General features: G+C 60.0%; 26 protein-coding genes and 1 pseudogene. 23 read left to right on the plus strand and 4 right to left on the minus strand.

All coding sequences use genetic code 11. The features are described from left to right. From GGR00_RS28745 to GGR00_RS28755, 3 genes and pseudogenes are all read left to right on the plus strand, one after another. A pseudogene (locus tag GGR00_RS28745) lies at window positions 1-90 on the plus strand (helix-turn-helix domain-containing protein); the annotation flags it as partial. A 309-nt stretch (window positions 91-399) separates the two neighbouring features. Next, window positions 400-510, plus strand: coding sequence for a hypothetical protein (locus tag GGR00_RS28750; RefSeq protein WP_425488819.1), 111 nt, complete (start codon window positions 400-402; stop codon window positions 508-510). Further along, window positions 461-952, plus strand: a complete 492-nt coding sequence (locus GGR00_RS28755; protein WP_184702655.1) for an SDR family oxidoreductase — start codon at window positions 461-463, stop codon at window positions 950-952. The genes GGR00_RS28750 and GGR00_RS28755 overlap by 50 nt, the downstream gene beginning before the upstream one ends. 257 nt (window positions 953-1,209) lie before the next feature. Here GGR00_RS28755 and GGR00_RS27470 read toward each other — a convergent pair whose 3' ends face one another. Both GGR00_RS27470 and GGR00_RS27475 read right to left on the minus strand, forming a co-directional pair. Next, the gene (locus GGR00_RS27470; RefSeq protein ID WP_184702657.1) at window positions 1,210-1,854 is read right to left on the minus strand and encodes a flavin reductase family protein; all 645 of its coding nucleotides are present in this window, start codon (window positions 1,852-1,854) and stop codon (window positions 1,210-1,212) included. Between the two features lie 5 nt (window positions 1,855-1,859). Beyond that, window positions 1,860-2,645 carry an aspartate/glutamate racemase family protein gene (locus tag GGR00_RS27475; RefSeq protein WP_184702659.1) on the minus strand — a complete coding sequence of 262 codons (786 nt, stop codon included), beginning with the start codon at window positions 2,643-2,645 and terminating at the stop codon, window positions 1,860-1,862. A gap of 262 nt (window positions 2,646-2,907) precedes the next feature. Here GGR00_RS27475 and GGR00_RS27480 point away from each other — a divergent pair, with 262 nt between their 5' ends. From GGR00_RS27480 to GGR00_RS27500, 5 genes are read left to right on the plus strand one after another with little or no spacing between them, the layout of a single operon-like run. Continuing rightward, a complete protein-coding gene (locus GGR00_RS27480; protein ID WP_184702661.1) occupies window positions 2,908-4,485 on the plus strand; it encodes an ABC transporter substrate-binding protein in 1,578 nt (525 codons plus the stop codon). Between the two features lie 12 nt (window positions 4,486-4,497). Further along, entirely contained in the window at window positions 4,498-5,433 is a 936-nt protein-coding gene (locus tag GGR00_RS27485; protein WP_184702663.1) for an ABC transporter permease, read from the plus strand. After that, the gene (locus GGR00_RS27490) at window positions 5,424-6,332 is read left to right on the plus strand and encodes an ABC transporter permease (RefSeq protein WP_184702665.1); all 909 of its coding nucleotides are present in this window, start codon (window positions 5,424-5,426) and stop codon (window positions 6,330-6,332) included. The genes GGR00_RS27485 and GGR00_RS27490 overlap by 10 nt, the downstream gene beginning before the upstream one ends. Further along, window positions 6,325-7,320, plus strand: coding sequence for an ABC transporter ATP-binding protein (locus GGR00_RS27495; RefSeq protein WP_184702667.1), 996 nt, complete (start codon window positions 6,325-6,327; stop codon window positions 7,318-7,320). The genes GGR00_RS27490 and GGR00_RS27495 overlap by 8 nt, the downstream gene beginning before the upstream one ends. Beyond that, on the plus strand, window positions 7,317-8,357 hold the full coding sequence (locus GGR00_RS27500) for an ABC transporter ATP-binding protein (protein WP_184702669.1): 1,041 nt from the start codon (window positions 7,317-7,319) through the stop codon (window positions 8,355-8,357). The genes GGR00_RS27495 and GGR00_RS27500 overlap by 4 nt, the downstream gene beginning before the upstream one ends. Window positions 8,358-8,569: 212 nt before the next feature. Here GGR00_RS27500 and GGR00_RS27505 read toward each other — a convergent pair whose 3' ends face one another. Then, entirely contained in the window at window positions 8,570-9,367 is a 798-nt protein-coding gene (locus GGR00_RS27505; protein WP_184702671.1) for a phytanoyl-CoA dioxygenase family protein, read from the minus strand. Window positions 9,368-9,455: 88 nt separating this feature from the next. Between GGR00_RS27505 and GGR00_RS27510 the strand changes: the two genes are divergently transcribed. After that, on the plus strand, window positions 9,456-10,343 hold the full coding sequence (locus GGR00_RS27510) for a LysR family transcriptional regulator (RefSeq protein WP_184702673.1): 888 nt from the start codon (window positions 9,456-9,458) through the stop codon (window positions 10,341-10,343). Window positions 10,344-10,796: 453 nt separating this feature from the next. Here GGR00_RS27510 and GGR00_RS27515 read toward each other — a convergent pair whose 3' ends face one another. Beyond that, complete coding sequence (locus GGR00_RS27515) at window positions 10,797-11,894, minus strand: hypothetical protein (RefSeq protein ID WP_184702675.1); 1,098 nt, start codon at window positions 11,892-11,894, stop codon at window positions 10,797-10,799. 97 nt (window positions 11,895-11,991) lie between these two features. Here GGR00_RS27515 and GGR00_RS27520 point away from each other — a divergent pair, with 97 nt between their 5' ends. From GGR00_RS27520 to GGR00_RS28560, 14 genes are all read left to right on the plus strand, one after another. Next, entirely contained in the window at window positions 11,992-12,915 is a 924-nt protein-coding gene (locus GGR00_RS27520) for a LysR substrate-binding domain-containing protein (RefSeq protein ID WP_184702677.1), read from the plus strand. A gap of 162 nt (window positions 12,916-13,077) precedes the next feature. After that, on the plus strand, window positions 13,078-13,725 hold the full coding sequence (gene yfcF, locus GGR00_RS27525; protein ID WP_210315151.1) for a glutathione transferase: 648 nt from the start codon (window positions 13,078-13,080) through the stop codon (window positions 13,723-13,725). A gap of 246 nt (window positions 13,726-13,971) precedes the next feature. Next, entirely contained in the window at window positions 13,972-14,823 is an 852-nt protein-coding gene (locus tag GGR00_RS27530) for an amino acid ABC transporter permease (protein ID WP_210315152.1), read from the plus strand. Window positions 14,824-14,855: 32 nt separating this feature from the next. After that, on the plus strand, window positions 14,856-15,674 hold the full coding sequence (locus tag GGR00_RS27535; protein WP_184702680.1) for a transporter substrate-binding domain-containing protein: 819 nt from the start codon (window positions 14,856-14,858) through the stop codon (window positions 15,672-15,674). Between the two features lie 39 nt (window positions 15,675-15,713). Continuing rightward, window positions 15,714-16,619: an amino acid ABC transporter permease gene (locus GGR00_RS27540; RefSeq protein WP_210315153.1), complete on the plus strand. Its 906-nt coding sequence runs from the start codon at window positions 15,714-15,716 to the stop codon at window positions 16,617-16,619. Between the two features lie 225 nt (window positions 16,620-16,844). Further along, on the plus strand, window positions 16,845-17,771 hold the full coding sequence (locus GGR00_RS27545) for a LysR substrate-binding domain-containing protein (protein WP_184702682.1): 927 nt from the start codon (window positions 16,845-16,847) through the stop codon (window positions 17,769-17,771). Then, window positions 17,764-18,813, plus strand: a complete 1,050-nt coding sequence (locus GGR00_RS27550; protein ID WP_184702683.1) for an amidohydrolase family protein — start codon at window positions 17,764-17,766, stop codon at window positions 18,811-18,813. The genes GGR00_RS27545 and GGR00_RS27550 overlap by 8 nt, the downstream gene beginning before the upstream one ends. Next, window positions 18,813-19,574, plus strand: a complete 762-nt coding sequence (locus GGR00_RS27555) for an amino acid ABC transporter ATP-binding protein (RefSeq protein WP_281389344.1) — start codon at window positions 18,813-18,815, stop codon at window positions 19,572-19,574. Before GGR00_RS27550 ends, GGR00_RS27555 begins: the two co-directional genes overlap by 1 nt. Before the next feature lie 11 nt (window positions 19,575-19,585). After that, window positions 19,586-20,386 carry an amino acid ABC transporter permease gene (locus GGR00_RS27560; RefSeq protein ID WP_184702685.1) on the plus strand — a complete coding sequence of 267 codons (801 nt, stop codon included), beginning with the start codon at window positions 19,586-19,588 and terminating at the stop codon, window positions 20,384-20,386. Window positions 20,387-20,453: 67 nt separating this feature from the next. After that, window positions 20,454-21,251, plus strand: coding sequence for a transporter substrate-binding domain-containing protein (locus tag GGR00_RS27565; protein ID WP_210315154.1), 798 nt, complete (start codon window positions 20,454-20,456; stop codon window positions 21,249-21,251). A 69-nt stretch (window positions 21,252-21,320) separates the two neighbouring features. Beyond that, the gene (locus tag GGR00_RS27570; protein WP_184702687.1) at window positions 21,321-22,094 is read left to right on the plus strand and encodes a creatininase family protein; all 774 of its coding nucleotides are present in this window, start codon (window positions 21,321-21,323) and stop codon (window positions 22,092-22,094) included. Window positions 22,095-22,261: 167 nt separating this feature from the next. Continuing rightward, a complete protein-coding gene (locus GGR00_RS27575; RefSeq protein ID WP_184702689.1) occupies window positions 22,262-23,299 on the plus strand; it encodes an aromatic ring-hydroxylating dioxygenase subunit alpha in 1,038 nt (345 codons plus the stop codon). Then, the gene (locus GGR00_RS27580; protein ID WP_246441715.1) at window positions 23,292-24,413 is read left to right on the plus strand and encodes a 2Fe-2S iron-sulfur cluster-binding protein; all 1,122 of its coding nucleotides are present in this window, start codon (window positions 23,292-23,294) and stop codon (window positions 24,411-24,413) included. Before GGR00_RS27575 ends, GGR00_RS27580 begins: the two co-directional genes overlap by 8 nt. Before the next feature lie 37 nt (window positions 24,414-24,450). Further along, entirely contained in the window at window positions 24,451-24,579 is a 129-nt protein-coding gene (locus GGR00_RS28560) for a hypothetical protein (RefSeq protein WP_281389345.1), read from the plus strand. Window positions 24,580-24,812: the final 233 nt, after the last annotated feature.

Below are 24,812 nucleotides of genomic sequence, written 5' to 3' on the forward strand. Positions count from 1 at the left end.
GACACGCCACACGGCCCCGAGCAGCTGACAAAGCTGCCGATAAGGTTCCTGTCGATCATCTCCTATCGCCATGGGGATAGTGAGGACTGATTTTCATTCCTGATGGGCTCAAGCTCGGAACGCGGCACCGATCGACCCAAATCAGCCACGGACCGGTACTGGCAAAAAAACACTTAGAATCGAATGGCATTTGACATGAGGCTGTTGCGTACGGGGACGTGGGCAACGAAAAGTCCGGCCTCCTAGGCATGACGGTCAGATCCGCGACCTTTCCTTACTCGGACCAGGCGTCCGAGAGCGGTACTACGGTGCCGTCCGAGCCGATTGTCGTATTAAGGCCACATCGGCAATCGTCGGGCCGAATGATGACATCCTTATCCCTCGATGCTTGGGGGTCGGATGGTCGCTGTTCATCTCCGCAGCGTTTTTCTTGCGACCCGGCTGGCCCTTCCGATCATGTATGTTCAAAACAACGGCAAGATCATCAATACGGCCTCCCAACTTGCCTGAAAGGGTGCGGCAGTCAGCGCACTACGCTGCCGCCAAGGCGGGTATCATCGGGTTCACTCGCTCGCTTGCATTTGAGGTGGGGACCCGAAACGTCAATGTTGCCCCGGGAGCAATCGACACGCTGCTGCTCAAAAGCTTTGACACGGAAGTTCTCAACACAATCAAAAGCGGCATTCCCCTGACGTTTCGGAAAATGTGCCAGCTTACGTCTTCCTTGCTTCAGCGGATGGGCGATTCTTCCAGGGGCAATGTATCAGTCCCCATGGTGGAGATGTCTTTCCGTAGCCGAACATTCGGCCCGCTGTACCGTTTCGCATGCAAATACCCAGTGGCATTCCGTGGAGATTCCGAGTGCAACGCCACCATTTCTTGGGGAACGCGTCAGGCAACGGCTCGCTGCCCTAGTTGGGCCGGTCCGGTTGAACGGAAAGTGCTTGCTTGAGCGGACCGCCCGTCAAGCTTCATCAGGCAAACTTTGCCTTCGCGCAGAAGCGGACGTGGCGGCTGAGACCCGTGAATGGTTGGCACGCACCTGCCTCGATCCCGAAAGCGGTCAATCGCCATGAACAATCCACCACGGGCTGAAAGATCGACTTGTCGGACGTTTCGAACAGACCGTTTTCGGCCCCGAACTTCCCGTTGAAGCAGTGTGCCAGTCCGCGCTGTCGACAGCCTTTGGTATCGGGGATAGTTCTGATCTTATCGATTAGGGCCACTAACCGCCCAAGCTTCGAGCTGCAAAAGATCGCTGGGCTTTTTCAGTTCGAATTGATTGTCGGCAACGATGTAGTTGTCGGCGTGCAGGCGAGCGATTGGCTGATAGACCTCCGGGCGCACGTAGCGGCCGTTCTCATCTATACAGTCGTCATGGACATGCATCTGCACGACCTCGCCGATCACAATGACGCGGCGGCCGTAATCCAAAATCTGAGACGCGCGGCATTCCATGGCGCAGGGCGACTCCTTGATAAGAGATGCGCCCACCTTGGTCGACGGAATGCTGGTCAGGCCCGCGAATGCGATCTCGTCCACATCGCTAGGGAAGTTGATGCCGGTGATGATCATCTGCTTCGCGATTGCCATGTCCACCATGTGAACCACAAACTCGCCCGCGCGTCTGATGTTGGCCACCGTGTCCTTTGGGGTGCCGTCTGGGCGAGACTGCATGCCGAGGATCAGTAGCGGGGGGTCGTGTGAGAATACGTTGAAGAAACTCATCGGAGCAGCGTTGTTGCAACCATGCTCGTCAACTGTGGTAACGAGCGCGATGGGCCGTGGGCCGACAAAGTTGCTAAGCAGGCGGTAGCGATCCTGCTCTGGAAGTTCTTCGAAATCGAATTTCATGGTGTCTATCCTGAAATCGCAAGGCGTTCTGTCGGCTGGGATGGAGAGCTAGTCGGAAACAACTTAGCTGGGGCGTAGCCAGCAAGCTTCCCGAGATATGGTTTCGGCAAGGGATAGGCCAAGTCGCCGACTTTGGAGGTGCGTAGTCTCATTCCGACGAGTGCCTCGGCGAATTTCACGGCAGCGGCGACACCATCGATAACGGGAACTCCGAGGTGCTGCTCAAGAGCTTTCGCAAGGTCAGCCATGCCGGCGCAACCAAGCACGATCGCTTCCGACTTATCGTCTCGAAGCGCCTCTTCGCATTCGCCTAGAATGATCGCACGTGCGCAAGAGTCGGGCTTCTCAAGCTCAAGAACTGCCACGTCTGTCGCCCGGACCCGACGGCAGTGACGTTCCATGCCGTAGTTTCGCACAAGCTGTTCCGAGATGACGCGAGTCCTCTCAAGTGTCGTCACGATCGAAAAGCTCGTCGAGACGAATGTCGCTGCATGCATGGCGGCTTCCGCGATGCCAAGGACTGGCGCGGCCGCAATCTCCCTTGCGGCAAGTAGACCGGGGTCGCCGAAGCAGCCGATCACGTAGGCATCGGCGGGATCTCCCTCCAGTAGCTGGTCAACCGTTCCGAGGACGCTGAGCGCCTCGTCGTAGTGTCCTTCAATCGACACTGCTCCCGATCGTGAAGTCGCGAGCACAATCTCAGTGCCTGGAGCAGCAACTGCTCGAGCAGCGCTTCCCATGAGCTCCGTCATCGATGCGGTAGTGTTCGGATTTATCAGCTTGATCTTCATTTCTTCCCCTTGCCTCTGAGGCGGTTTTGGATCGCGCTGAACCCTTCAGCGACTTCGCGTGACGTGCGCCAACCAGGGCAGTTTTGGCGGCTGCAAACCTACATTGAATACATGATTGTCGACATAAAATTACAAAATCGTCTCCCGTATTGACACATAATTGTATACATGCCACTTCTAATATGTCTATACATAAAACGCGTCTGCCGTAACGGCACGTACAAGGCGCTGGGAACCAAAAAGCGACGAGAGGAGTATCCCTATGTCATTGAATAGGCGTGCATTTTTGCAGGTTTCGACAGCTGCCATCGGCATGGTTGTAGCCGAGGCGGCATTCGCCAAAATCGCGTATGCAGAGGGTGCGGCAGGCACACTCCGCGTCGCCATCGCCAAACCCGCCGGAAATCTCGATCCGCAGAGCCACTACGCCATCTGGGCCATCCAGGATTTGATGTTCGAGCCGCTCGTCAAGTACGGCAAGGGTGGTCAGATCGAGCCGTGCCTTGCGACCGACTGGAAGATCGAGGACGGCGGCAAGACCCTCCAGCTCACGCTTCGTCAGGGCGTGACCTTCCAGGACGGCACCCCGTTCAATGCCGAATCCTGCAAATGGAATCTCGACCGCTGGCTGGGCAAGGAACAGTTCAGCTGGATGAACTGCTCAAAGTATTTTGAATCGCTCGACGTGGTCGACGACTATCACATCACCCTGCATTTCAAGGAGCCTGTCCTGGCGCTGATGCAGGAGCTCTCCTACACCCGCCCGGTCCGCTTCCTGAGCCCGAAGTCCGTCGGTGCAGACGGCAAGTTCGGCGAGCCGGTCGGCACCGGGCCATGGCGCCAGGTCAGCGCCGACGACACCCAGAGTGTCTTCGAGCACCACGAAGGTTATTGGGGCGACATGCCATCATACGAGCGGCTTGAAGCCAAGGTCATCCCGGATCCGCGGTCACGTGTCGCGGCACTGCGCGCCGGCGAGATCGACCTGATCGGCGGCTTCTGGATCGCGCCGCTTACGCCGGAGGAGGGCAAGCAGCTCGAGGCCGCAGGCTTCAACGTCGCCATTGACCCGGGCAACGTTTCGCTGGTGATGGCCTTCAATCCTGAGCGTGCGGAACCGCTCAAGGATCAGCAGGTTCGCAAGGCGATCAGCATCGGCATCGACCGGGCGGCCATCTCGCAGGCGCTCTATCACGGATACGCCAAGCCAGCCGGCAATATCTTCTCAAGCGCGCTGCCCTATGCCGGCAAGCAGCACGAGGCCCCGGTCCGCGACGTGGCTGCCGCTTCGGCACTGCTGGAGAAGGCTGGCTGGACGGGTAGCCCCGTTCGTTCCAAGGATGGCAAGCCGTTGACTTTGGAGCTGGTCGTCAGCCCCGATGCCATTCCCGGCTCGCGCCTGATCGCCGAGGTGATCCAGTCGGAGATGAAGGAGATTGGCATCGACCTGGTCGTTCGTTCCGTCGACCATGCGTCCAAGCATACCGATATGCTGGAGCAGAAGTACGATCTCGGCTTCTTCCTCACCTATGGCGCTCCCTATGATCCGTTCGGATCGATCGTGGCGCTCTGCCTGTCGACCTTCAAGAACGATGTTGAGGGCAAGCTGGTCACCGACCCGGTCAATCTCGATCCGCTGATCAATGCGGCGACGGCGGCGACCGGAGACCAGATCGAGCCGACGATCCAGAAGGTCTACGACTGGCTCTACGACAACGACGCCATCGCGCCGCTGGTCTACGTCCCCAGCATCTGGGCGCACTCCAAGCGTGTCCAGGGTTTCAACAGCCCGGTCACCGAATACGACATGCCGTACGAAAAAATCGTGCTGGCTGAGTAACGGGAGGCTGCCTTGATCCACTTCATCAGCAAGAGGCTGAAGCATTCCCTGGTCCTGTTGTTTCTGGCTTCCGTGGTCTGCTTCACGCTCGTCGTATCGGCCCCCGGCAACGTCGCTGTCCTGATTGCAGAACTGCGTGGCGCGGTTGCCGTCCCAGGCTACGTTGCTCAGGTCGAAGAAGAGATAGGACTGAACAAGCCACTGCTGATGCGCTACGTGGATTGGCTTGGTGATGCCGTCACCGGTGATTTCGGCATCTCCTACAGGACGGGTCAGGCGGTCAGTGCCGACTTGCCGCAGCGCATGATGGTTACAGGGACGCTGATCGCCGGCAGCGCCGTCATTGCGACCCTGCTCAGCCTGCTTCTCGGCTTCCTCGGTGCCTTCTGGCCCTACAAACTGCCGGACCGCGTTTCGCGCGGTCTGGCGCTCATCGGTGCGTCGACACCGACTTTCTTCGTCGGGGCGCTGATGATCTACGGCTTCTCCGTCACCTTCCAGCTGTTCCCGTCCTTCGGCTTCAACGGCCCAATCAGCTGGGTGCTGCCATGGCTCACCGTTGCGGTGCTGCCGGCAGCCGTGCTCAGCCGCGTCGTGCGCGTCGGACTGGAGGAAGCCATGACCAGCCCTTACGTGCTGACAGCCAAGAGCAAGGGCCTCGGGCGCACCGCCATCCTGTTTCGCGAGGCGCTGCCGAACATCACGCCTGTGTTCATCAATGCGCTTGGCACCCAGGTGGGACTGATGACGGCCACCGGGATCATCGTCGAGCCGCTCTTTGCCTGGCAGGGCGTTGGCGACTACTTCCTCGCCGGCGTGCGTTTTCGCGACTTCATGGTCGTCCAGGCATGCCTGCTGATCTTCCTCTCCTTCTTCATCGTGGTGAACCTGATCGTCGACCTTGCGGTCCTCATGACCGATCCCCGCATCCGGCGCCAATGGAGCTGATCATGAACAAACTCAAGCCAATTCTCGCCCAGCTGAACAAGTTCCCCCGCATAGCGCTGATCGTCATCGGCCTGTTCGTTGCCCTGGGAACCTTCGCCCCCTGGCTCGCCCCGCAGGATCCCAGCGCGCAGAACCTTCTGACGGCAAGCCAGGGTCCGAGCGTTGCCCATTGGCTGGGCACGGATCACCTCGGACGCGACACGCTCAGCCGGCTGATCCTCGCCGCCAACACCTCGCTGGTCAGCGTCGGCTCGGTGCTGATCATCGCGATGACGATCGGCATCCTGATGGGCACGATCGCCGGCTATCATCGGGGATGGGTCGATGACCTTCTGATGCGTGTGGTCGATGTCGGCCTGTCCATCCCGAGCCTGATCACGGCCCTTGCCGTCATCGGCATCGTCGGTCCGGGGTACTGGACCATGGTGCTAGCACTCGCCCTTGCATGGTGGCCTATGAGCGGCCGCATCAGCCGCGCGGTCGCCGTCAGCATCATGAGCAAGCCGCACATCGAGGCGCTACGCGTGCTAGGTGCCAGTCCCTGGCGCATCTACTTCGGTCACCTGCTGCCCGGCACCATCGGCGCGGTCATGGTCTATGCGACGGCAGATGCCGGCACTGCCGCCCTGGCTGTCGCGACTCTCAGCTTCCTCGGCCTGGGCATCCAGCCGCCAACACCGGAATGGGGGCAGATGCTTGTCGATGCCTTGCCCTATCTCGAATCCGATCCGCGCCAGGTCATCCTGCCGGGCCTCGCCCTGACGGCCGCCGTCATCGGCTTCAACATCCTCGGCGAAGCCATTGCGCTCAATCGTGTGCCAAGGCCGCTTACCCGGCGCATGCTCGCTATGCGGCGGACCGAAGTCGCCGGTTGGAGCAAGGAGAATTCCGATGCATGACGAACCGCTTCTCAGCGTCAGCAATCTGACCGTCGACCTGCTGACCGCCAAATCTGCAATTCGTCCGGTCGACGGAGTAAGCTACACCGTCCGCCAGGGCGAATGCCTTGCCATCGTCGGTGAAAGCGGCAGCGGCAAGACCGTGATGAATTTCGCCCCGCTCGGCCTGATGCCGACGGGCGTGACGACCCAACTATCCGGATCGGTCCGGTTCGACGGCCACGAACTGATCGGTCTGTCCGAGCCCGAACTCCAGCACATCCGGGGCAAGTCGATCGGGTTCATCTTCCAGGACCCGATGAGCGCTCTCAATCCCGTGCGGCGCATCGGGCGGCAGATCGCCGAGATGGCGGAACTTCACCTGAACATGACGCCCCGCGCGGCAGAGGCGCGGGCGCTGGAACTGGTCAAGCTCGTCGGCATCTCCGATCCGGCTGCCCGGCTGCGCCAGTATCCGCACGAACTGTCAGGCGGCCTCAGGCAACGCATCGTCATTGCCACGGCCTTGGCCGGCGAGCCGAAACTGCTGATCGCCGACGAGCCGACGACCGCGCTCGACGTGACCGTCCAGGCCCAGATCCTGCGCCTGCTCAAGGACCTGCAGAAGCGGCTTAACATGGCGATGGTGCTGATCACGCATGACATGGGCGTGGTCGCGGGAGCGGCGGACAACATTGTTGTCATGTACGCCGCCCGAACTGCGGAGCGAGGTCCCGTCGACAAGGTGCTGGTCACGCCTCGCCATCCATACACGAGGGGGCTGATCAACGCGATCCCAAGGCGGGAGGACCCCATTGGCTCGGAGTTCCGGGGACTTCCGGGCATTCCGCCAACGCTTGGTGCGCCCATCAAGGGCTGCGCGTTCGCGCCGAGATGCGACCTCGCCATCCCGGCTTGCACAGGAAGCCGTCCCCCACTGGTGCAGTCAGTCGACAGTTCGGTCGTCGTGGCCTGCCCTGTCGTCAATCAAGGAAGGGCAGCAGCATGACGCACGGGCCTATTCTGAAAGTCGAGAACCTGCAGACGCGCTTCAAGAGCGTTCAACGGGGCAAGTTCGTCCATGCGGTGGACGACGTGTCCGTCGAACTCTATCCGGGTGAAATCGTCGGTCTCGTCGGGGAGTCCGGTTGCGGGAAGTCGACGCTTGGCCGCACCATCGTCGGCCTGGAAAAGGCTACCTCGGGGCGGGTATTGCTCAACGGCGTCGATCTCAGCACGCTTTCCGGGTCAGCGTTGCGCGACAGCCGCCGGGCGTTGCAGTACGTTTTCCAGGATCCCTATTCGTCCTTGAACGATCGACAGACGGTGGGTGAGGCGATCGACGAGGCCTTGCAGATTGATGGGGTCAAGTCGCCTGCAGACCGCGCGCGCCGGACCAAGGAACTCCTTGATCAGGTCGGACTGGCGGAAGTGGTCAAGGGCCGCCACACCCGCGAACTTTCCGGTGGCCAGCGCCAGCGCGTGGCCATCGCTCGTTCCCTTGCGGTCAACCCGCGGGTACTGATCTGCGACGAACCGGTCAGCGCGCTCGATCTGTCGATCCGGGCACAGGTGATGAACCTGTTCCTGCGCCTGCAGAAGGACCTCGGCGTGGCCTGCCTGTTCATTGCCCACGACCTGGAGCTGGTCCGCCAGGCAGCATCACGCGTTTACGTCATGTATCTCGGCAAGATCGTGGAGCATGGACCGTCGCAGGAACTCTACGATCATCCAAGCCATCCATACTCGCAGATGTTGCTGGCGTCGGTTCCGGAAGCCAACCCCATTGCTGAACGGCTGCGCAAGGCACCGTTGATGGTCGGCGAGGTTCCAAGCCCGACCAATCCGCCGTCAGGCTGTCGATTCCGAACTCGCTGCCCGATGGCGGTTGATGACTGCAAGAAGCAGGTGCCGCCAACCTTCAAGCTGTCCCCTGGACATGACGCAGCATGCGTCTTCGCCAAGGACCTACACCGCGGCAAACGATCAGCCTTGCGTGAGGCAGAGGCCAATGCTGAACGAGTTGGCGCGCTGGTTCCCTCCTGACCGGCGCGCGGCAGGCCATCCGGTGCGATGACCCAAGCACAGGCGCTGCTCCTGCCCGAGCAGCGCCTGTGCTGAGCCCCCTTGGCGAGCACCGGATGGCCCGCCTCTCTGTGGATTTCAACCCCCAGCAACGCTGGGCATGAGTCAGAACGGGAGCATAAGATATCGGTACCTTGGAGCTCTCCAAGGTACCGAGCAGCGGAGTCGGCGGGTCAACGCTGGAGGATGACCGGAAACCAGTCTTCGCGAAGCTTTTCGCCGGGCTTCATTCCATGTCCGGGGAAGGGTGGAGAGGTGCGGCCCGGCCGTTCGACATACCGAGCATCGTCGCCAAGAAGCCTGAGCGAAAATGCTCGCCGGCGTGACTGGGTCTGGTTGCCGCGGGCGCCATGGAGAGTCTTGTAGTTGAAGGCAACTGCGTCGCCGGGCTCCATCTCCCATTCCGTGATCGTCATGCTCTCAACATCTGGGTCAGGCACAGGCATATAGGTGTCGGCGTCGGGATAGAAATTCTGCTCCGACAGCCAGCGCGTCGGCAACACGGGCTTCTCCCAAAGATGCGAGCCAGCCACGCAGCGCAGCGAGGCCTCCTTGACCGGGTCGAGCGGGGACCAGAAGCTGATCGTCTGTTCGCCCTCGACGAAATAGTACGGCGAATCTTGATGCCAGGGAGTAGGCTTCGATGTGCCCGGTTCCTTGACGAGCACATGGTCATGGAAGACCTGCACGCTGCCCGATTGCATTAGATCGGCGGCAACCAATGCGGCAGGCGAGGCGCGGATGACTTCCTCGAATTCGGGGATGCGCTGCCAGTTGCAATAGTCATCGAAGAAGCGGCCTCCTTCACCGGCCTTGAGGTTTTCCGCTGCGTACTCGCCGGGTTCGGCCATGTTGGTCTCGATGCCTTTTCGCAAGGCTTCCACATGGTCCCGAAACAGGCCTTTCACCAGTACGACGCCGTCGCGCTGATAAGTATCGATCTGCTCTTGAGTGATGAGTGGGTGAGGCATTTTTGGTCTCCCTGCTGGCCGATGAGAGCAGCATGCCGGGGATAATTTTTAAGTTCCAATAATATGTTGAGAAGCATAATATAGCTTCATGTTATATCTCTCATTGAGACAACTGGAATACGTGGTGGCAGTTGCCCGTGCCGGGAGCCTGACGGTGGCTGCACAACAGGTAAATGTCTCGCAGCCTGCACTATCGGTGGCCATCACTCAGGTCGAGGACCATCTCAAGCAGAAGCTCTTCCTGCGCCGAAAAGGTGCCCCGGTGACGCTTACGGGCTTTGGACGACTGTTTCTTGCAGATGCGGAGGCGCTCCTGACAGACGCTGCGCGCATCGAGAACCCCGAAGGGCTCCGGCAGCGGCGCCTCGGGCGGGTCGCACTCGGTGTTTTTGAGGACCTGGCGCCTGGCTATCTGGCTCCGTTGCTGAAGCTGCTACGAATGAAGTTTCCTGATGTGGAGATACAGACGAAAGTAGCCACCTTCGAAGTACTGACAGAGGCCGTGCTGTCGGGCGACATAGATGTGGCCCTGACCTATGATCTCGGCCTTGATGCCAGTTTTCACAGGACATTATATGCTGAGGTATCTCCACAAGCGTGGTTCCAGCCCACCGATCCACTGGCGGTACAGAAAGAGGTCTTCCTTGCCGATCTCGCTGACCGATCCTTGATACTGTCGGATCAAGGACTGTCGATACGACACATGCTCGGTCTTTTCCGGGTAGCTGGGGTGACACCACATGTCGCTCATCGAGCCGCATCTATCGAGGTGTTGCGAAGTCTGGCGGCTAATGGCGAAGGCGTGGGCATCAGCTATGCCAATCCGGCCGGAACCACGAGCTACGATGGCAAGGCATTGGTGCGGGTGCCAATCGCCGATGCTCGGGCTATTGAACCCATAGTGCTGGTTCATTGCGGTGAACAGCCGGCACCCTTGCCAGCAATCCAAGCGGCTATCCTTGCCGAAAGGAAATAGATAGCAGCACGCTCGGCTAGTGGCAGGCAATGGATGGCAAGTGGTAACGCCTTGTGCCCAACAGCGGACTGACGGCTACCGGCCCCAAGTCAGACATGCGTCCTAGCCCAGCAATGGCGCGATAGTCCTACGGGCGGCGCTGGCGCGATTGGACGAGCAGCACCGAGCTCGAGAGGCGTAAGGGTGCCGTACATGACTACGCCTCCCAAGCGCGGCGGAACGCTCGCCAGATGCGAAGCAGCGGGCCTGCGTCGCGGCGCGGTTTGTCGGGGGTGGCATGGGTTGGTATCTTAAAGCGCGCGACCCAGCAGATTGAGAGTAACGCGCTTTGCTGCCATGGGTTTGATGATTGTCGGTGCTTCTTGCGGTTCGAGGTGGCCGCGCAAGCGCATCGGGAAGATGCGGTGATCGCCCTAGGGCTGACTGCGATCGTCCCGGCACTTGCTCTCTTGGTTAGCTTCTGGCGCGAATAACACCGATGTTTTGCCCCGGGAGGTCGAAGGCCGCCTTGGCCGAAGGGTATTTCGCAAGTATCTCCCCGCCGCCGGGCACCAGCATTGGATTGAGATGGCCGCTCTGCCAAATTGCAGACCCGTCGATGGTGATTGTCGGATCGATGACGTTCCACGAAATCTCTCCCGGCGCGTAGTCGCCGCAGGTATGAAAATGCAGCAGCCGGGGATTGCCGAAGGCCGAGCCGCTCCATTTCTCGTAACTTGCCGATGCTGTCCCGAAGAACTCGCAGCCTGGATGAATTCCTGCATGCCAAGAATGAACACAGCGCTCATCAATGGCAAAAGTGTCGGCGATATATTGGTAGTGCGCCTCAGCCAGGTGCACGGCTGCGACGTCTCCCGAAAAATGGGTCAACCGGCCGGCCACGAAATGCGCGAATAATGCGCCGGAATATTCAACGCCGTAAGGCTGGTAATACATTGAACCCGTCCCCACCAAAAAGCCGGGCAAGGCGACGGTGCCGGCAAAGCCGGCAGCGGGCAGTGGCGTGAAAACCGGCATCGGAAAACGTGAAATGCCGACCGCCATGGTCCGGCCAGCCGGACCACTGCCGGGCCCACGGAAATCGGTGCCTGCAGGGCAAGTGACATGGATGGTGCGCGCATTGGCCAGGACCTCGTCGATCGCGGATTTGAGCTCAACGAACGCCCGGTGATCGGCGGTGCCGAAGGGCGAGCCCAGCCCATGACTGTCGAGCGCGTAGGAGACGACGACCGTGGCAGAAACTCCCATATCGGCAAAGCGCATTTGGTCGCCGATGCGCGCGAGAAAGATGACCTTGTCGGCCGTCCTCAACGCCGCTTGAAGATCGACCGGAATGGCTGCCGAAAGCGGCTCGAAGGCAACTTGATGAAAGGAAACGACGGCCCCCATGCGCCGTCCTTCGGCCGCCACGGCTGCGACCATTTCCGAATCATAATAGTCGAGCCTTGGGTCCTCATGCACGATCAGCAGGCGGTCGCCGGCATCGACGCCAGCAGCGTTGGTCAGGAGGTTGCTCGCGCCCCGTGCGACGGCGAACGGATCGATCTGCATTGTGGATAACAGACTCCTCAAGAATGATGTCTGTTATGTCGAAATGGCCTTGGGAAACAATTTGAGTTTCATAACCCTTGGCATTAGGACATCTAATATGCTGCCGAACCTTCCCTTTGCCGCATTGCGCAATTTCGAAGCCGTTGCACGGTTGCGCAGCTTTGTTCGGGCCGCTGAAGAGCTTGGTGCGACGCAAAGTGCGGTCAGCCAGCACGTCAAGGCTTTGGAGCAATGGATCGGGCGGAAACTTCTGGTACGAGGCCCCCGCGCCACGGTCGCGACCAAGGAAGGCCAGTTGCTTGCCGACGCGATTGCGCAGGGAGTAGGCCAGATAGCGGTCCTGTGCGAGATGCTGCGTCAGGCGAAGCACGTTGATCGTGCGATCACCGTGTCCTGCCCGCCGGGATTTGCGGTCAATTGGCTGTTCCCGCGGCTGATGAAATTCGACCAGATATGCCCGGACACGCCCCTGTCGATCTCGACGAGCCCGTCTTCCGCGAGCTTCATCGACGGACAGGCCGACGTCGCCATTCTCTACGGCATGGGCAACCATCCCGGCCTGCATGTGGAGCGCCTGATGGGCGAACGGGTCTTCCCTGTCTGCTCGCCTTCATTGCTGAGAGACGGGCCGCCGCTGAGGAGCGTCGACGATCTGCGTCAGCATACGTTCTTGCTGGATGAGCTTGCCGATATCGGCGGTGAACCGCCGACCTGGGCTTTCTGGGCGGAGCAGACTGGCCAGTTGCTTCCAAACCCCGCCCGTATCCGTCACTTCAGCCAGGCCAATATGGTGGTTCAGGCGGCGATCCAGGGTCAGGGCGTGGCGCTCGGACGAGAGCCGCTGGTGGTAGATGCGCTGCTGAGCGGTAGCCTCTTACAGCCGCTGCCCGGCGTCGCATCGTCCAATTTCTCCTATTGGTTCGTCTGCCCACACGGGGCGATCAAGCATGATCGCATCCGACGTTTTCACGATTGGCTATTCGCCGAGCAAGCTGCACAGCTCGCACCTATCTTAAGGTAGGCTAATGCCAGCGTTTAACAGATAGATATTGGGGAGCGGTGCCGCAGACGCTAGTGTCGGCGTTGGGTCGACTTGTCTGCCGCCCAAGTTGAGGCTCGCAGCAGATCGTTCCAATCTGTGTAGAGCAGCTCGCTGTCGTTTCTGACAATTCGTGGTGAGGTCTTGTCAACAATCCTCTACGTCGATCTGGAGTATTTTAGCCCTGCCGCGATGTCGGCCTTTGTCGCGTTGAACGAAAAGGCCATGGCGTTCGACCTTGTCACGGTCGATCTGAAATCGGGGGCGCAGCGGGTCCGCGAATATGCCGACTTATCGTTGACCAGCCGGGTTCCGACCCTCGCCCATGACGGCTTTTCGGTATCGGAGTCGTCGGCAATTGCCGAGTATCTCGACGAGGCCGTCGCGGGCGCGCCCTTGTTTCCGGTCGACTCCCGCCAACGGACGCAGGCGAGGCAGTTGCAAGCGTGGCTACGCAGCGACCTTCTCGCCCTTCGCAAGCAGCGGCCGTCCGACACAATCTTCCGTCCGTCAGTGGTTGAACCGCTTGACGCAGAGGCCCAGTTCGCTGCCGCCAAGCTTGTGAACGCGATCGAACGCTTGCTGCCCGAAGGCGCGACGCAGCTGTTCGACAGTTGGTCGATCGCTGACTTTGATGCCGCGTTGATGCTTGCGCGCATGACGCGCAATGGCGATCCAGTTCCAGAGCGGCTTGCACGCTTCAGTGACAGGCAGTTGCAACGCCCGTCATTCGCCGGATGGCCGGCATTAAGAAACAGGCGGTCGGTCATTGATGTGGCTCATGGGGTATGAAGTGGTTTTTCATAGACAGCAAGCGCGCTTCGACGGCACCGTGCCCGCAATTTCGCGACTTGTCTTCATGCGGTGGGGTTGACCATGCGCTCGTTGTCGCCACTGGTTGTCGTTGTTCAGGCCCAGCCTTCAGCTCGACTTCATGGCGACGAGACGGACGCGTTTTAGGCGGTGCTCCACAGTCCAAAAATGCGCGTGGCAGCGGAACGCTCGGAGCAAAAGATCTTGCAAAGGACATGAGCTGCAATGTCAACGCTTGAGGTCGAAACAGCTCAACGAATGGCGCCGCCCTTGCCGGTGCGCCAAGGCAGCTTTTTTCGTCGACATGCCAATGTCATTGATATCATCGGGTTCATCGCCTTCCTCGTGGTCGTCGTGTGGCTGGTCGCTCGCGGCGCAGGCGCGATGGGCTACACGTGGCAGTGGGAGCGCGTTCCGCCCTACTTCTGGCGCATCATCGACGGCGAGATCATCTGGGGGCCATTGATCAAGGGCCTCTTGATCACCTTGCAGATCGCGGCGCTGGCGATCGTGCTCACCTTGCCGCTCGGAGTAGCGACAGCCCTGTTGCGCCTCTCTGACAGCATTGTCGGTCGGTTTCTGGCCAAGGCGTATATCGAGATCATCCGCAACACGCCGCTGCTGCTGCAGGTTCTGATCTTCTACTTTATCATCGGACGCGTCCTGGAAATTCCGCGTCTTTGGTGCGGCATCCTTACGCTTGCGCTCTATGAAGGGACGTTCGCCGCAGAGATCATCCGCGGCGCCATCCAATCGATCCCGCGTGGTCAATGGGAGGCCTCCAAGAGCCTTGGGCTGAGCAGCTACACCACCTATAGCAGCATCATCCTGCCGCAAACCATGCCGCTCGTCATCCCGCCTATGGCGGGCGTGTTGGTCAATCTGGTCAAGCACTCTTCGATCGTCAGCGTAATAGCCATTTTCGACCTCACGACGGAGGCCCGAACGATCGCGGCCGACACGTTCATGAGCTTTGAAATCTGGCTGACCGTGGCGATCATGTATCTCGTGATCACCATCGCGCTGTCACTGGTCGCAATCTGGCTCGAGAGGCGCTTCAAGCTGGTTGGGAAGTGAACGTTATGAAAACAAAAAAGGGGGAATGAGGCATGAAAACGGCAATATCGATCAAGGGTCTCGCAGTCGCACTTGCTGTCTTGACCACACAGTTGGGAACAGCAATGGCGGAAGGGCAGGGCAAGCTCATCCAGCAGATCAAGGAGCGCGGCAAGGTGATCGTCGGCATGGCGAGTTTTGTGCCGTGGGCGATGCGGGACAAAGAAGGAAACTGGATCGGTTTCGAGATCGATGTGGCCAACAAGCTGGCGACTGATCTCGGCGTTCAGCTCGAGCTGGCACCAACCGCGTGGGATGGCATCATACCGGCGCTCAACGCTGGCAAGCTTGACGTCATCGTCGGCGGCCTGAGCATCACGCCGGAGCGCCAGCAAAGTGTTGACTTCACCGAACCCTATTCGCATTCGGGCGTAGGCGTGGCGGCAAACAAAGAACTCAATGTCGGGCGCGAATGGCCGGAAGGCTACAACAGCGCCGATGTCACCTTCACCTGCAAGCGCGGCATTATGGCGTGCCAGGAAATCCAAAAGCGTTTCCCGAAAGCCACGCTTCGCCAGTTCGATGATACCGCCACCGCCTTCCAGGAAGTGATCAACGGCAGCGCCCATGCGTCTGTATCGAGCGAGCCGGCACCGACATTTTACACACTTCGCAACTCGGAAAGGCTGTTCCAGCCGACCAAGGAATATCTGCTTTCGGGCAGCGAAGGCATGGCGCTGCGCAAGGGCGACCCGGAAACGATCGCCACCCTGGACGCTTGGATCGCTAAGGAGAATGCAGGCGGCTGGCTGAAGGAGCGTCATGACTACTGGTTCCGTACGCGGGACTGGGCGGACAAAGTGTCCGAATAAGCATCGGAGCCGCAGAACTGACGCTTGGGACGAAACATCATGACCAGCATGCAAGGCGCTACCGCCGCGATGACGACCAAGCGTAGCCGCCCCGCATTGGGGTGGCTTGACTGGCTGCTGCTGGTCATGGTCGCAAGCGCCGCCTCCTACACGGTGTCGCGCGTCAACACGGTGCTGCACTACAAATGGGACTGGGGCGTCGTCGCCAGCTATCTGCTGAAGACCGATCCCGAGACAGGGCATTGGGTCCCCAATGTCCTTCTCGAAGGCTTGTTCACGACGATACGGCTTTCGGTATGGGGCATCCTGCTGGCGGCGCTGGTCGGCCTGGTGATGGGTATGGCACGCTGCAGCGACCGACTGTTCCCGCGCCTCGTCAGTGGCGCCTACGTCCTGCTCGTGCGCAATGTGCCGCCGCTGGTGTTCGTCTTCATCGTGGTGTTCTTCGTCGGCAGCCAAGTTCTGCCGATGCTGGGACTGTCCTCTGCCATGGATCGCGCAAGCCCGACTGTCCAGTACTGGGTATCGATCTTCTTCGCTCCCGCCCAGCAGATTGAGAATTTTGTCGCTGGACTGGTCTGCCTGGCATTCTTCACCGGCGCCTATGTGACCGAGATTGTTCGCGCGGGCATTCAGTCAGTCCCGACCAGCCAGATCGAGGCAGGCAGAAGCCTCGGCCTGTCGCGCCTGCAGATCATGCGTCTGATCGTTCTGCCTCAGGCGCTTCGCAACGTGTTGCCGCCATTGGCCGGGCAGTTCATCCAGATGATCAAGGATTCGTCGCTGGTTTCGCTGGTGTCGGTGCAGGAATTGACATTTGTGGCGCAGGAAATCCAGGTGTCGACACAAAAGGTGTTCGAGGTCCTGCTATTCGCCGGCGGGCTCTACTTCATCATCTGCTACAGCCTGTCGCTGCTGTTTGCGTTTCTCGAGCACCGCTCCTAAGCGGTCGAGTGAGCCCGGCGGGGCACCCCCGGCCAGTCGCGAAGAGCCAGGATTTGATGCCTGAACAGTGTGCATCAGCTCATGAGCATGTTTCATATGCAACTTGAAGGGCGGCTTATAGACGACGCTATTTCAGAGACATATGGTGGGTATCACGCCATCGTAGCCCCTGACGAGTGATTAGCTCTGCTCATGACGCCACCGCGCTTTCGACGACTGCCCCCCTTGTCCGCGCTCTGTGCCGTAGAAGCGGTCGCGCGACTTGGCAGTGTGACCCAGGCGGCGAACGAACTGGGCCTCACCCAAAGTGCCGTGAGCCACAACATCCGCCTTGTCGAGGAAACACTCGGCGTCATCCTGTTTCGACGCGATACCACCGGCACGGTCGTGCTGGCGCGGGGCGAAGTCCTGGGATCGGCCATCCACGACGGCCTGTCGCGCATCGCCGGAGCGATCAACGCCGTCCGGCGCAACGATTCCGGGCCGGCCCTCACCGTCAGCATTCTTCCCGGCTTCGCGATACAATGGCTGTTTCCGCGCCTGATCAATTTCGACGAGACGAACTCGGGCGTCGAGCTCTCCATCGTGACAACCGCCAACCTGGCCGATTTCGACTCCGGCGAGGCGATGGTCGCGTTGCGCTATGGAACCGGCGAATACCCTGGCCTTCACGTCGATCGACTATTCGGTGAGGAGATGTTTCCCGTCTGTAGCGCCAGCTATGCTGACACGCATCTGTCGCCGCTGGCGCAGCCTTCCGATCTCCCGCGTCACATCCTCATCCATGATGACATCTGGCCGCTGCTGCAGACGGTTCCAGGCTGGCGTGCCTGGCTGGATGCAGCCGGCCACCCAGAAATCTCGGCAGAGAAGGGGCGGCATTATAGCCAATCGAACCTGTCGATTCATGCAGCTGTCGCCGGTTTCGGCGTCTGTCTTGGCCGATCGCCGCTTGTCATCGACGATTTGGTGAGTGGAAGGCTTGTGCGTCCTTTCGGGCCCGCCGTTCCTACCGGATATGCGTATTATTTCGTCTGTCCACCGCAGGCGCTCAAAGTCCCAAAAATCCGGAACTTTCGCGAATGGCTGCTCGCCGAGGCAGCCACTACCCGAGGCACGCTCGGCACGCTCCTGGGAACTTACCATGCATAGAACCGCAATCGACATGCACTCGCATTTCTATGGCGGGTTGGCCGACAGCCTACGCACACGCAGCGCTCGGCCTTATGTCTCGACCGATGCTAAGGGTCGCTCCATCCTGCATGCCATGACCGCCAACACGGTTATGTCGGACGGCTATATCGCGCCACAAGCCAGGATCGATTACATGAACGCCGTTGGCATTCAGGCTCAACTCATGACGTTTCCCGGCGCGCTCGGTGTGGACGTGATGCCACTGGAAGAAGTGGCGCGCCCTATCCGGCACTTCAACGACCATCTGGCCGACTTGTGCCGTAGATCGCATGGACGTTTCTGCGGACTGGCGGGCCTGCCGCTGAGCGATATTCCGTCCGCTGTGGAAGAATTTCGCCGCATTCGCCTGGAACTGGGCCTTCCCGGCGCGATTCTTCCAGGCGACTTCTTTCTTGGCACCGAAAGCGCGGAGCAATTGCGGCCGCTCTTCCGTAGCGCCGACGATTTGGGGGGGCTGTTGCTCGTCCATCCGGGGCTCATTCCAGGCGGCGTACCACCGCATCCATTTGCCGACAATTCGGTCTATCGCGCGTCTGTGCTTTCGCTACAGGCATCTATTTCCCAGATGGGCATGACCTTGTTGATGGGCACCTTGCTTGATGATCACCCCAACGTTGCGGTGCAACTCGTCAATTTGGGCGGGACCTTGCCCTTCATCGTCGAACGGCTCGAAGCGGTCACGCGCTCCCGAGCGCTTGACCGGCGCTTCGAGCGCGACCGTCTTCGATTGATGCATTACGACTGCGCGTCGCTGGGACCTCGTGCTGTAGAGATGGCGGTCAAGACGATCGGTGCGGATCGAATCATGTTCGGCAGCGACTATCCGATTTTCCAGCCGACCGACGCGCTTCACGCCATCGATCAGGCCGCGATCGCTGACGATGAAAAACAACTGATCCGTTTCCACAACGCGCGCGCTCTGTTGGCCCGTTTCGGCTGGACTGGCACCGGAGAGGCAAGTTCCAACGCCAGCATCTATTCCGAAACGAGGATTGTCTGATGAGTACCCACACCTATGAGCCACACCAGCCAATGGTGGAGTTGCGCAATGTTAACAAGCAGTTCGGTGCATTTCATGCACTGAAGGACATCTGCTTCCAGGTCGAGCGCGGTGAGAAGGTCATCGTCTGCGGCCCTTCCGGTTCAGGCAAGTCGACGATGATCCGCTGCATCAACCGGCTGGAAAAGCACGACGGCGGTCAAATCCTTGTCGAAGGCATCGAACTCAATGACGAGGTTCGAAGCTTGGCAGCCGTCAGGCAGGAAGTCGGGATGGTATTTCAGCAGTTCAACCTGTTTCCGCACATGACAGTGCTGGAAAACCTGATGCTTGCCCCGATGCGTGTCCGCAAGACATCGAAACAGGAAGCTCGCGACGTAGCCATGCAGTATCTGCGGCGAGTGAGGATCGCCGAAAAGGCCGACCGCTATCCGGCGCAACTATCCGGCGGCCAGCAGCAGCGCGTGGCGATCGCGCGCGCGCTTTGCATGAAGCCTAAGACTTTGCTGTTCGACGAGCCCACATCCGCACTAGATCCGGAAATGATCAGCGAGGTGCTCGACGTCATAGCAGAACTGGCACGCGACGGAATGACCATGATCTGCGTCACCCATGAAATGGGCTTCGCGCGGCAGGTCGCCGACAAGATGGTCTTCATGGACCATGGCGAGATCGTCGAAGTCGCGCCGACGGCCGAATTCTTCGCTGCGCCGAGCACGGAGCGGGCCAAGCTCTTCCTCAGCCAAATTCTCTCGCATTGAAGGTGGCATCGATGTTCAGCTGGTTCAGAAGCCTTGCTCTCTTGCTTCCACTTTCGCTGCTGCTCAGCGGGTGCGGTGGTACCTATACCTGGGGCTGGTATGTGATTTCGCCCAACCTCGAAAAGGGCCGTGAAAACCTGCTTTTCCTGGTCAGCGGATTGGGCCATACCGTGGCCGTCGCGCTCTGCGCGATCACGCTGTCGGTGGTTGTCGGTCTGCTTGTGTCGCTGGCAGTGCTTTCGCCGAACCGCTTTCTGCGTGGTTTCGGGCGGGCCTATGTCGAAGTCCTGCGTTCGGTCCCGATGCTGGTGATGGTGCTGTGGGTCTATTACGGACTGCCCATCGTCTTCAATCTGAGCCCGAGTGCATTCACCGCCGGCGTTCTGGCGCTGGCGCTATGCGATAGCGCCTTCCAAGCCGAAATTTTCCGGGCCGGTATCCAGTCGATCGACCGGGGCCAGCACGAGGCGGCCGATGCCCTCGGCCTCAACTATTTAGACAAGTTCCGCTACATCATCATGCCGCAAGCGATATTGCGAGTACTGCCGCCGCTCGGCAACCAATTCGTCTACATGCTCAAGACGTCGTCGCTGCTGTCCGTGATCGGGCTGACGGAACTTACCCGGCGCGCCAACGAACTGATCACGACCGAGTACCGGCCGCTCGAGGTCTACAGTTTCCTGGTCCTGGAATATCTGGCGCTTATCCTGCTCGCGTCTTGGCTGGTCCGGCGCTTGGAGCGGCGGATGTCGGCCCGGGACGGTGCTCGGCCCTACAGTGCAGACGCAGTCGGCGCGGCCAAGCCCGCTTAGCATGACGACAACGATTGCTGCCGGCAGAGCGGCAGCAGAATAACAGTCAAAAAAGGGGAACAGAACAATGAACATGCACAAAAAACTGATGTTGGCCATTGCCATGGCGAGCATGGCCTTTCTGGGTATCCGCACCGCCACCGCACAGGAGACGTCGCGGCTCGACAAGATTCTGGAAGACGGGGTGTTGCGGGTAGGGACGACAGGCGACTTCCCACCGATCAGTGCACGCGATATCGCCACGCAAGGCTATGTCGGTCACGACATCGATGCGGCCAACGAACTGGCCAAGGATCTCGGCGTGAAGCTTGAGCTGGCGCCAGCTGAGTGGAAGACACTGATCAACGGCATCGCCGCTGACAAATATGACCTCGTGATGTCCGGTGTATCGCTCAGCCTCGACCGCGCCAAGGTTGCCGGCTTCACGCAGCCATACCTGGAATTCGGCACAGTACCCGTCGCGCGTAAGGCCGATTCCGAGAAGTTTAAGAGCTGGGAAGACATCGACAAGGATGGCGTGACAGTTGCCACCACACTCGGCACTGTCTTCGACACGCAATCCAAGGACTACTTCAAGACGGCAACGCTCAAGCAGGTCGAGGCGCCGGCGCTGGGCTTTCAGGAGGTGCTGTCGGGTCGCGCCGATGTGACTATCACCAGCAATGTCGACGCCGCCGCGCTCGTGCAACGCTACCCGGAGCTAAGCATCGTTCCCGTCGACGGGGCGCGCAGCAAGCGGCCCGCCAGCTTCATGGTCGCCCAGGGCGATCAGATCTGGCTGAATTATCTGAACAACTGGATCACGGTCAAGAAAATGCAGGGCTACTTCGAGCAGCTCGACAAAAAGTGGCTGCAGGCGAAATAAATCGGTCGGTCGACCGGGACGGGGGGCACTGCATGCCACCCCGTCACCCAATTGAGAACGGGCTCTGCCATGGAACTTATCTTCTCCACCTGGAATGAAGTCGAAGCCTATCTCGACCGTAGCAAAGGCATCGTCATTCCGCTTGGCTCGATCGAGCAGCATGGTCCCAACGGCCTCATTGGCACCGACGCGCTCTGCGCCGAGGCGATCGCGCGCCGCATGGCAAGCGAAGGCGAAATCCTGGTCGGACCGACCATCAGCTTTGGCGTGGCTCCCTTCAATCTGGCATTTCCGGGCACGATTTCCGTGCGATCGACGACGCTGATGGCTTTGGTCACTGACTATGTCCGCTCACTCGCCAAACACGGCTTTGAACATTTCTATTTCCTGAACGGACATGGCGGCAATCTAGGTCCGTTACGAGCGGCCTGCCAGGACCTGCAGGCCGAGCGAAGTTACGGGGAAGACGGCGGCCAAAGGTCGATTCGCTTTTTCTTCCGCAGCTGGTGGGAATTCCCGACGGTCGACACGCTTCGCCGCGAGTTCTATGACGACGGCGAGGGCATGCATGCGACCCCGAGCGAGATCGCAGTCACGCAAGCTCTTTTCCCGGAGCATGTGAAGGCGGCCCCTCCGACAAATGTGGCCAGGCTTTCGACGTCCTATCTGCGCGAGCATGCGGGCGACAACCATGCCGATGCCCATCAGCATCGGCAGCATTTTCCGGACGGCCGCGTCGGTTCCGAATCCGGGCTGGCGACGCCGCAACAAGGCCTTATGCTTCTGGATGCGGCAATTTCCGACGGGATTTGTGACTATAAAAGTTTTCTAGAGAGCTTTTGACATAAATTATCGATCTAAGCGACGCAGCTTGCGATTCTCTATTTGTAATATTTCCATATGAATTCTGCTCATCTGAACATGAGGGATTTTGTATTGTAAGTCAGCCCACCTTAAAGACATACTGTATTTAAGATTGGAAGGTCCGCATTTTCGGGAGAATGCAAATTATGTATCTGCGCAATACCTGGTATGTGGCAACACGAAGCGACGAAGTGGCGCGTCATCTCACGCCGCTCACCATCCTCGGTGAAAAGATCGTCCTCTACCGCGAGGAAGACGGGACGCCGGTTGCGCTCGAGGATGCGTGCCCGCACCGCAAATTGCCGCTGTCGGCAGGAAGCTTGCGAGGCAACCATGTCGTCTGTGGCTATCACGGACTGACCTTTGGCCGCGGCGGCATGTGTGTTGATGCGCCGACCCAGTCGCGCGTGCCCTCGACCGCAAAGGTGCGGGGTTATCCGGTCGCTGACCGCTGGGGTCTGCTGTGGATCTGGATGGGCGAGCCGGAAAAGGCCGACGAAAGCACGATCTTCCACCTGGAAAACTATGACAATCCGAGTTGGGGACTGAGCCGTGGCGGCACCCTGAGCTGCAACTGCAACTACCTCTTCCTGACCGACAATCTGCTCGATCCCTCTCACGTCGCCTGGGTGCATGTCACCTCCTTTGCCGCCTCCGGCACGGAGAACACGCCCCTCGAGATCAAGATCAAGGATGACGGCGTCATCGTCTCGCGCTGGATGCGCGGCTGCGAGGTGCCGCCCTATTATCAGCCGCTGGTTCAGTTCGAGGGACCGTGCGATCGGTTACAGCATTACGAAGTTCGCTACCCTTCGGTCGCCATCAATAAGTCCGTGTTCACGCCCGCCGGCACTGGCGGCGACGACAACAACCTCCCCGCCAATGCCTACGTCATGGTGTCCTACCATTTTTTGACGCCCGCCGATGAAGGCCGGACGGTCTATAATTGGATGCAGAACCGCAACACCGACCCGAACAATCCCGAGATCACCGCGCGTGTCGCGGAAGGTGCCCGCAACGCTTTCGAGGAAGACCGCCTGATCCTGGAAGCTGTCCATGCCGGCATGGCCAACCGCACAACCCCTTATCTGGACCTGGCTCTCGATGCCGGATCGCTGCGTTTCCGCAAGGGGCTGCAGAACCTGATCGACAAGGAACGCGAAGCGGCCTCGGCAGTTGCGTGAATTGAAGATGGATAGCGCCGTTTCTTTCACCACGCCGCGATCATACAGAGTCGTCCGCAAAGTTCCGGAAAACGGGGTCATTACCTCGTTCTATCTTGAGGCCGCCGACGACGAACCGCTGCCGCCGTTCACCCCGGGGCAGTTCCTGACGTTCAAAATGGCTGGTCCGGCTCCCGGCGTGATAGTCTGGCGCAACTACAGCCTGTCCGGCAGCCCAGACTGGAAGGGAACCTATCGCATAAGCGTCAAACGGGAGCCGGCGACGGACCCCGCCCATGTGCCGGGTCTCGTCTCGAACCTCCTGCACGACGAGGTGAATGTGGGCGATGTGCTGGTAGCACGCGGACCGGAAGGGCGTTTCACGCTGGATGCGCAATCCGGCCGCCCCGTCGTGCTTCTGAGCGGTGGTGTAGGCCTGACGCCGCTAGTGTCGATGATGCATGCGCTGGCGCGCCAACGAGACCGCTCGACCACCTTCGTCCACGCTTGCGAAAACGGCAGCGTGCACGCGCTAGGAGCCGAGGTGCGAGCGCTGGCGGCCGAATTTCCCAATCTGCGCACATGTTTCTGCTACCGCACCCCGGGAGCTGGTGACGTTGAAGGCCGCGACTTCGACGCGCCCGGCATTGTCAGCCGCGAACTGCTGCAATCGCTGTTGCCGATAGACGATTATGATTTTTATCTGTGCGGCCCGCCTGCTTTCATGCAAGGCGTGTTCGGACATCTGATCTCGCTGGGCGTTCGGGAAGAGCGGATACGCTACGAGTTTTTCGGGCCCGCCACGGTGATCCGGGCGCCCAAGGCGGCCGCCCAGACCGTGGCTCATGCGGAGAGCGTTCCCACAGTGGATGGCGGCGATGTCGCGATGGTCAGCTTTACCGAGTCTGGGGTTACGGTTCCATGGGATCCCAAGTTCGAATGTCTGCTCGACTTCGCCGAAGCGCAGGGGCTAAATCCGTCATTCAGTTGCCGCGCGGGTATCTGCAGCAGCTGCGAGTGCGACCTTTCGAAAGGCGAACTGGACTACCCTATCGAGCCATTGGAGATGCCCACCGCCGGCAAGGCTCTCATCTGCTGCGCGATACCGCGAGGCTCCATCTCGCTAAAGATATAGGCATTGGCGTTTGGGCCAAGACCATCGACGACCAGGCGTGACGACCTTCGTCGAGGTCATTCTCAACCAGGAGCTCGGCGAGCCGTTCCGCCGCGATGCGATGAAGAAGCCGGTGCCGGTTGCTGGCATCGAGCGGTCCGACATGCGGCCGCAGCAGCTCGCCTGACTTGCCGACGACCCTCGCCTGCCCGTTCGCCGGGCGGGCGAGGACCTTAGCACCATGACCGGGAATGAATTGATGAACACCGCCGCCGCAACCCAACGCTTCAACGGCCTGCCTTCGGTGGTCCAGACCTGGTGGCCAGGCCTCGCGGTCACCGGTGCCGTGGCGATCGCCGCGCAGTTCCTGTCCGACCACTATGGTGCCCCGGCCATGCTGATGGCGCTGCTGCTCGGCAT

The organism is Aminobacter aganoensis (genome assembly GCF_014206975.1).
GTDB classification, from domain to species: domain Bacteria; phylum Pseudomonadota; class Alphaproteobacteria; order Rhizobiales; family Rhizobiaceae; genus Aminobacter; species Aminobacter aganoensis.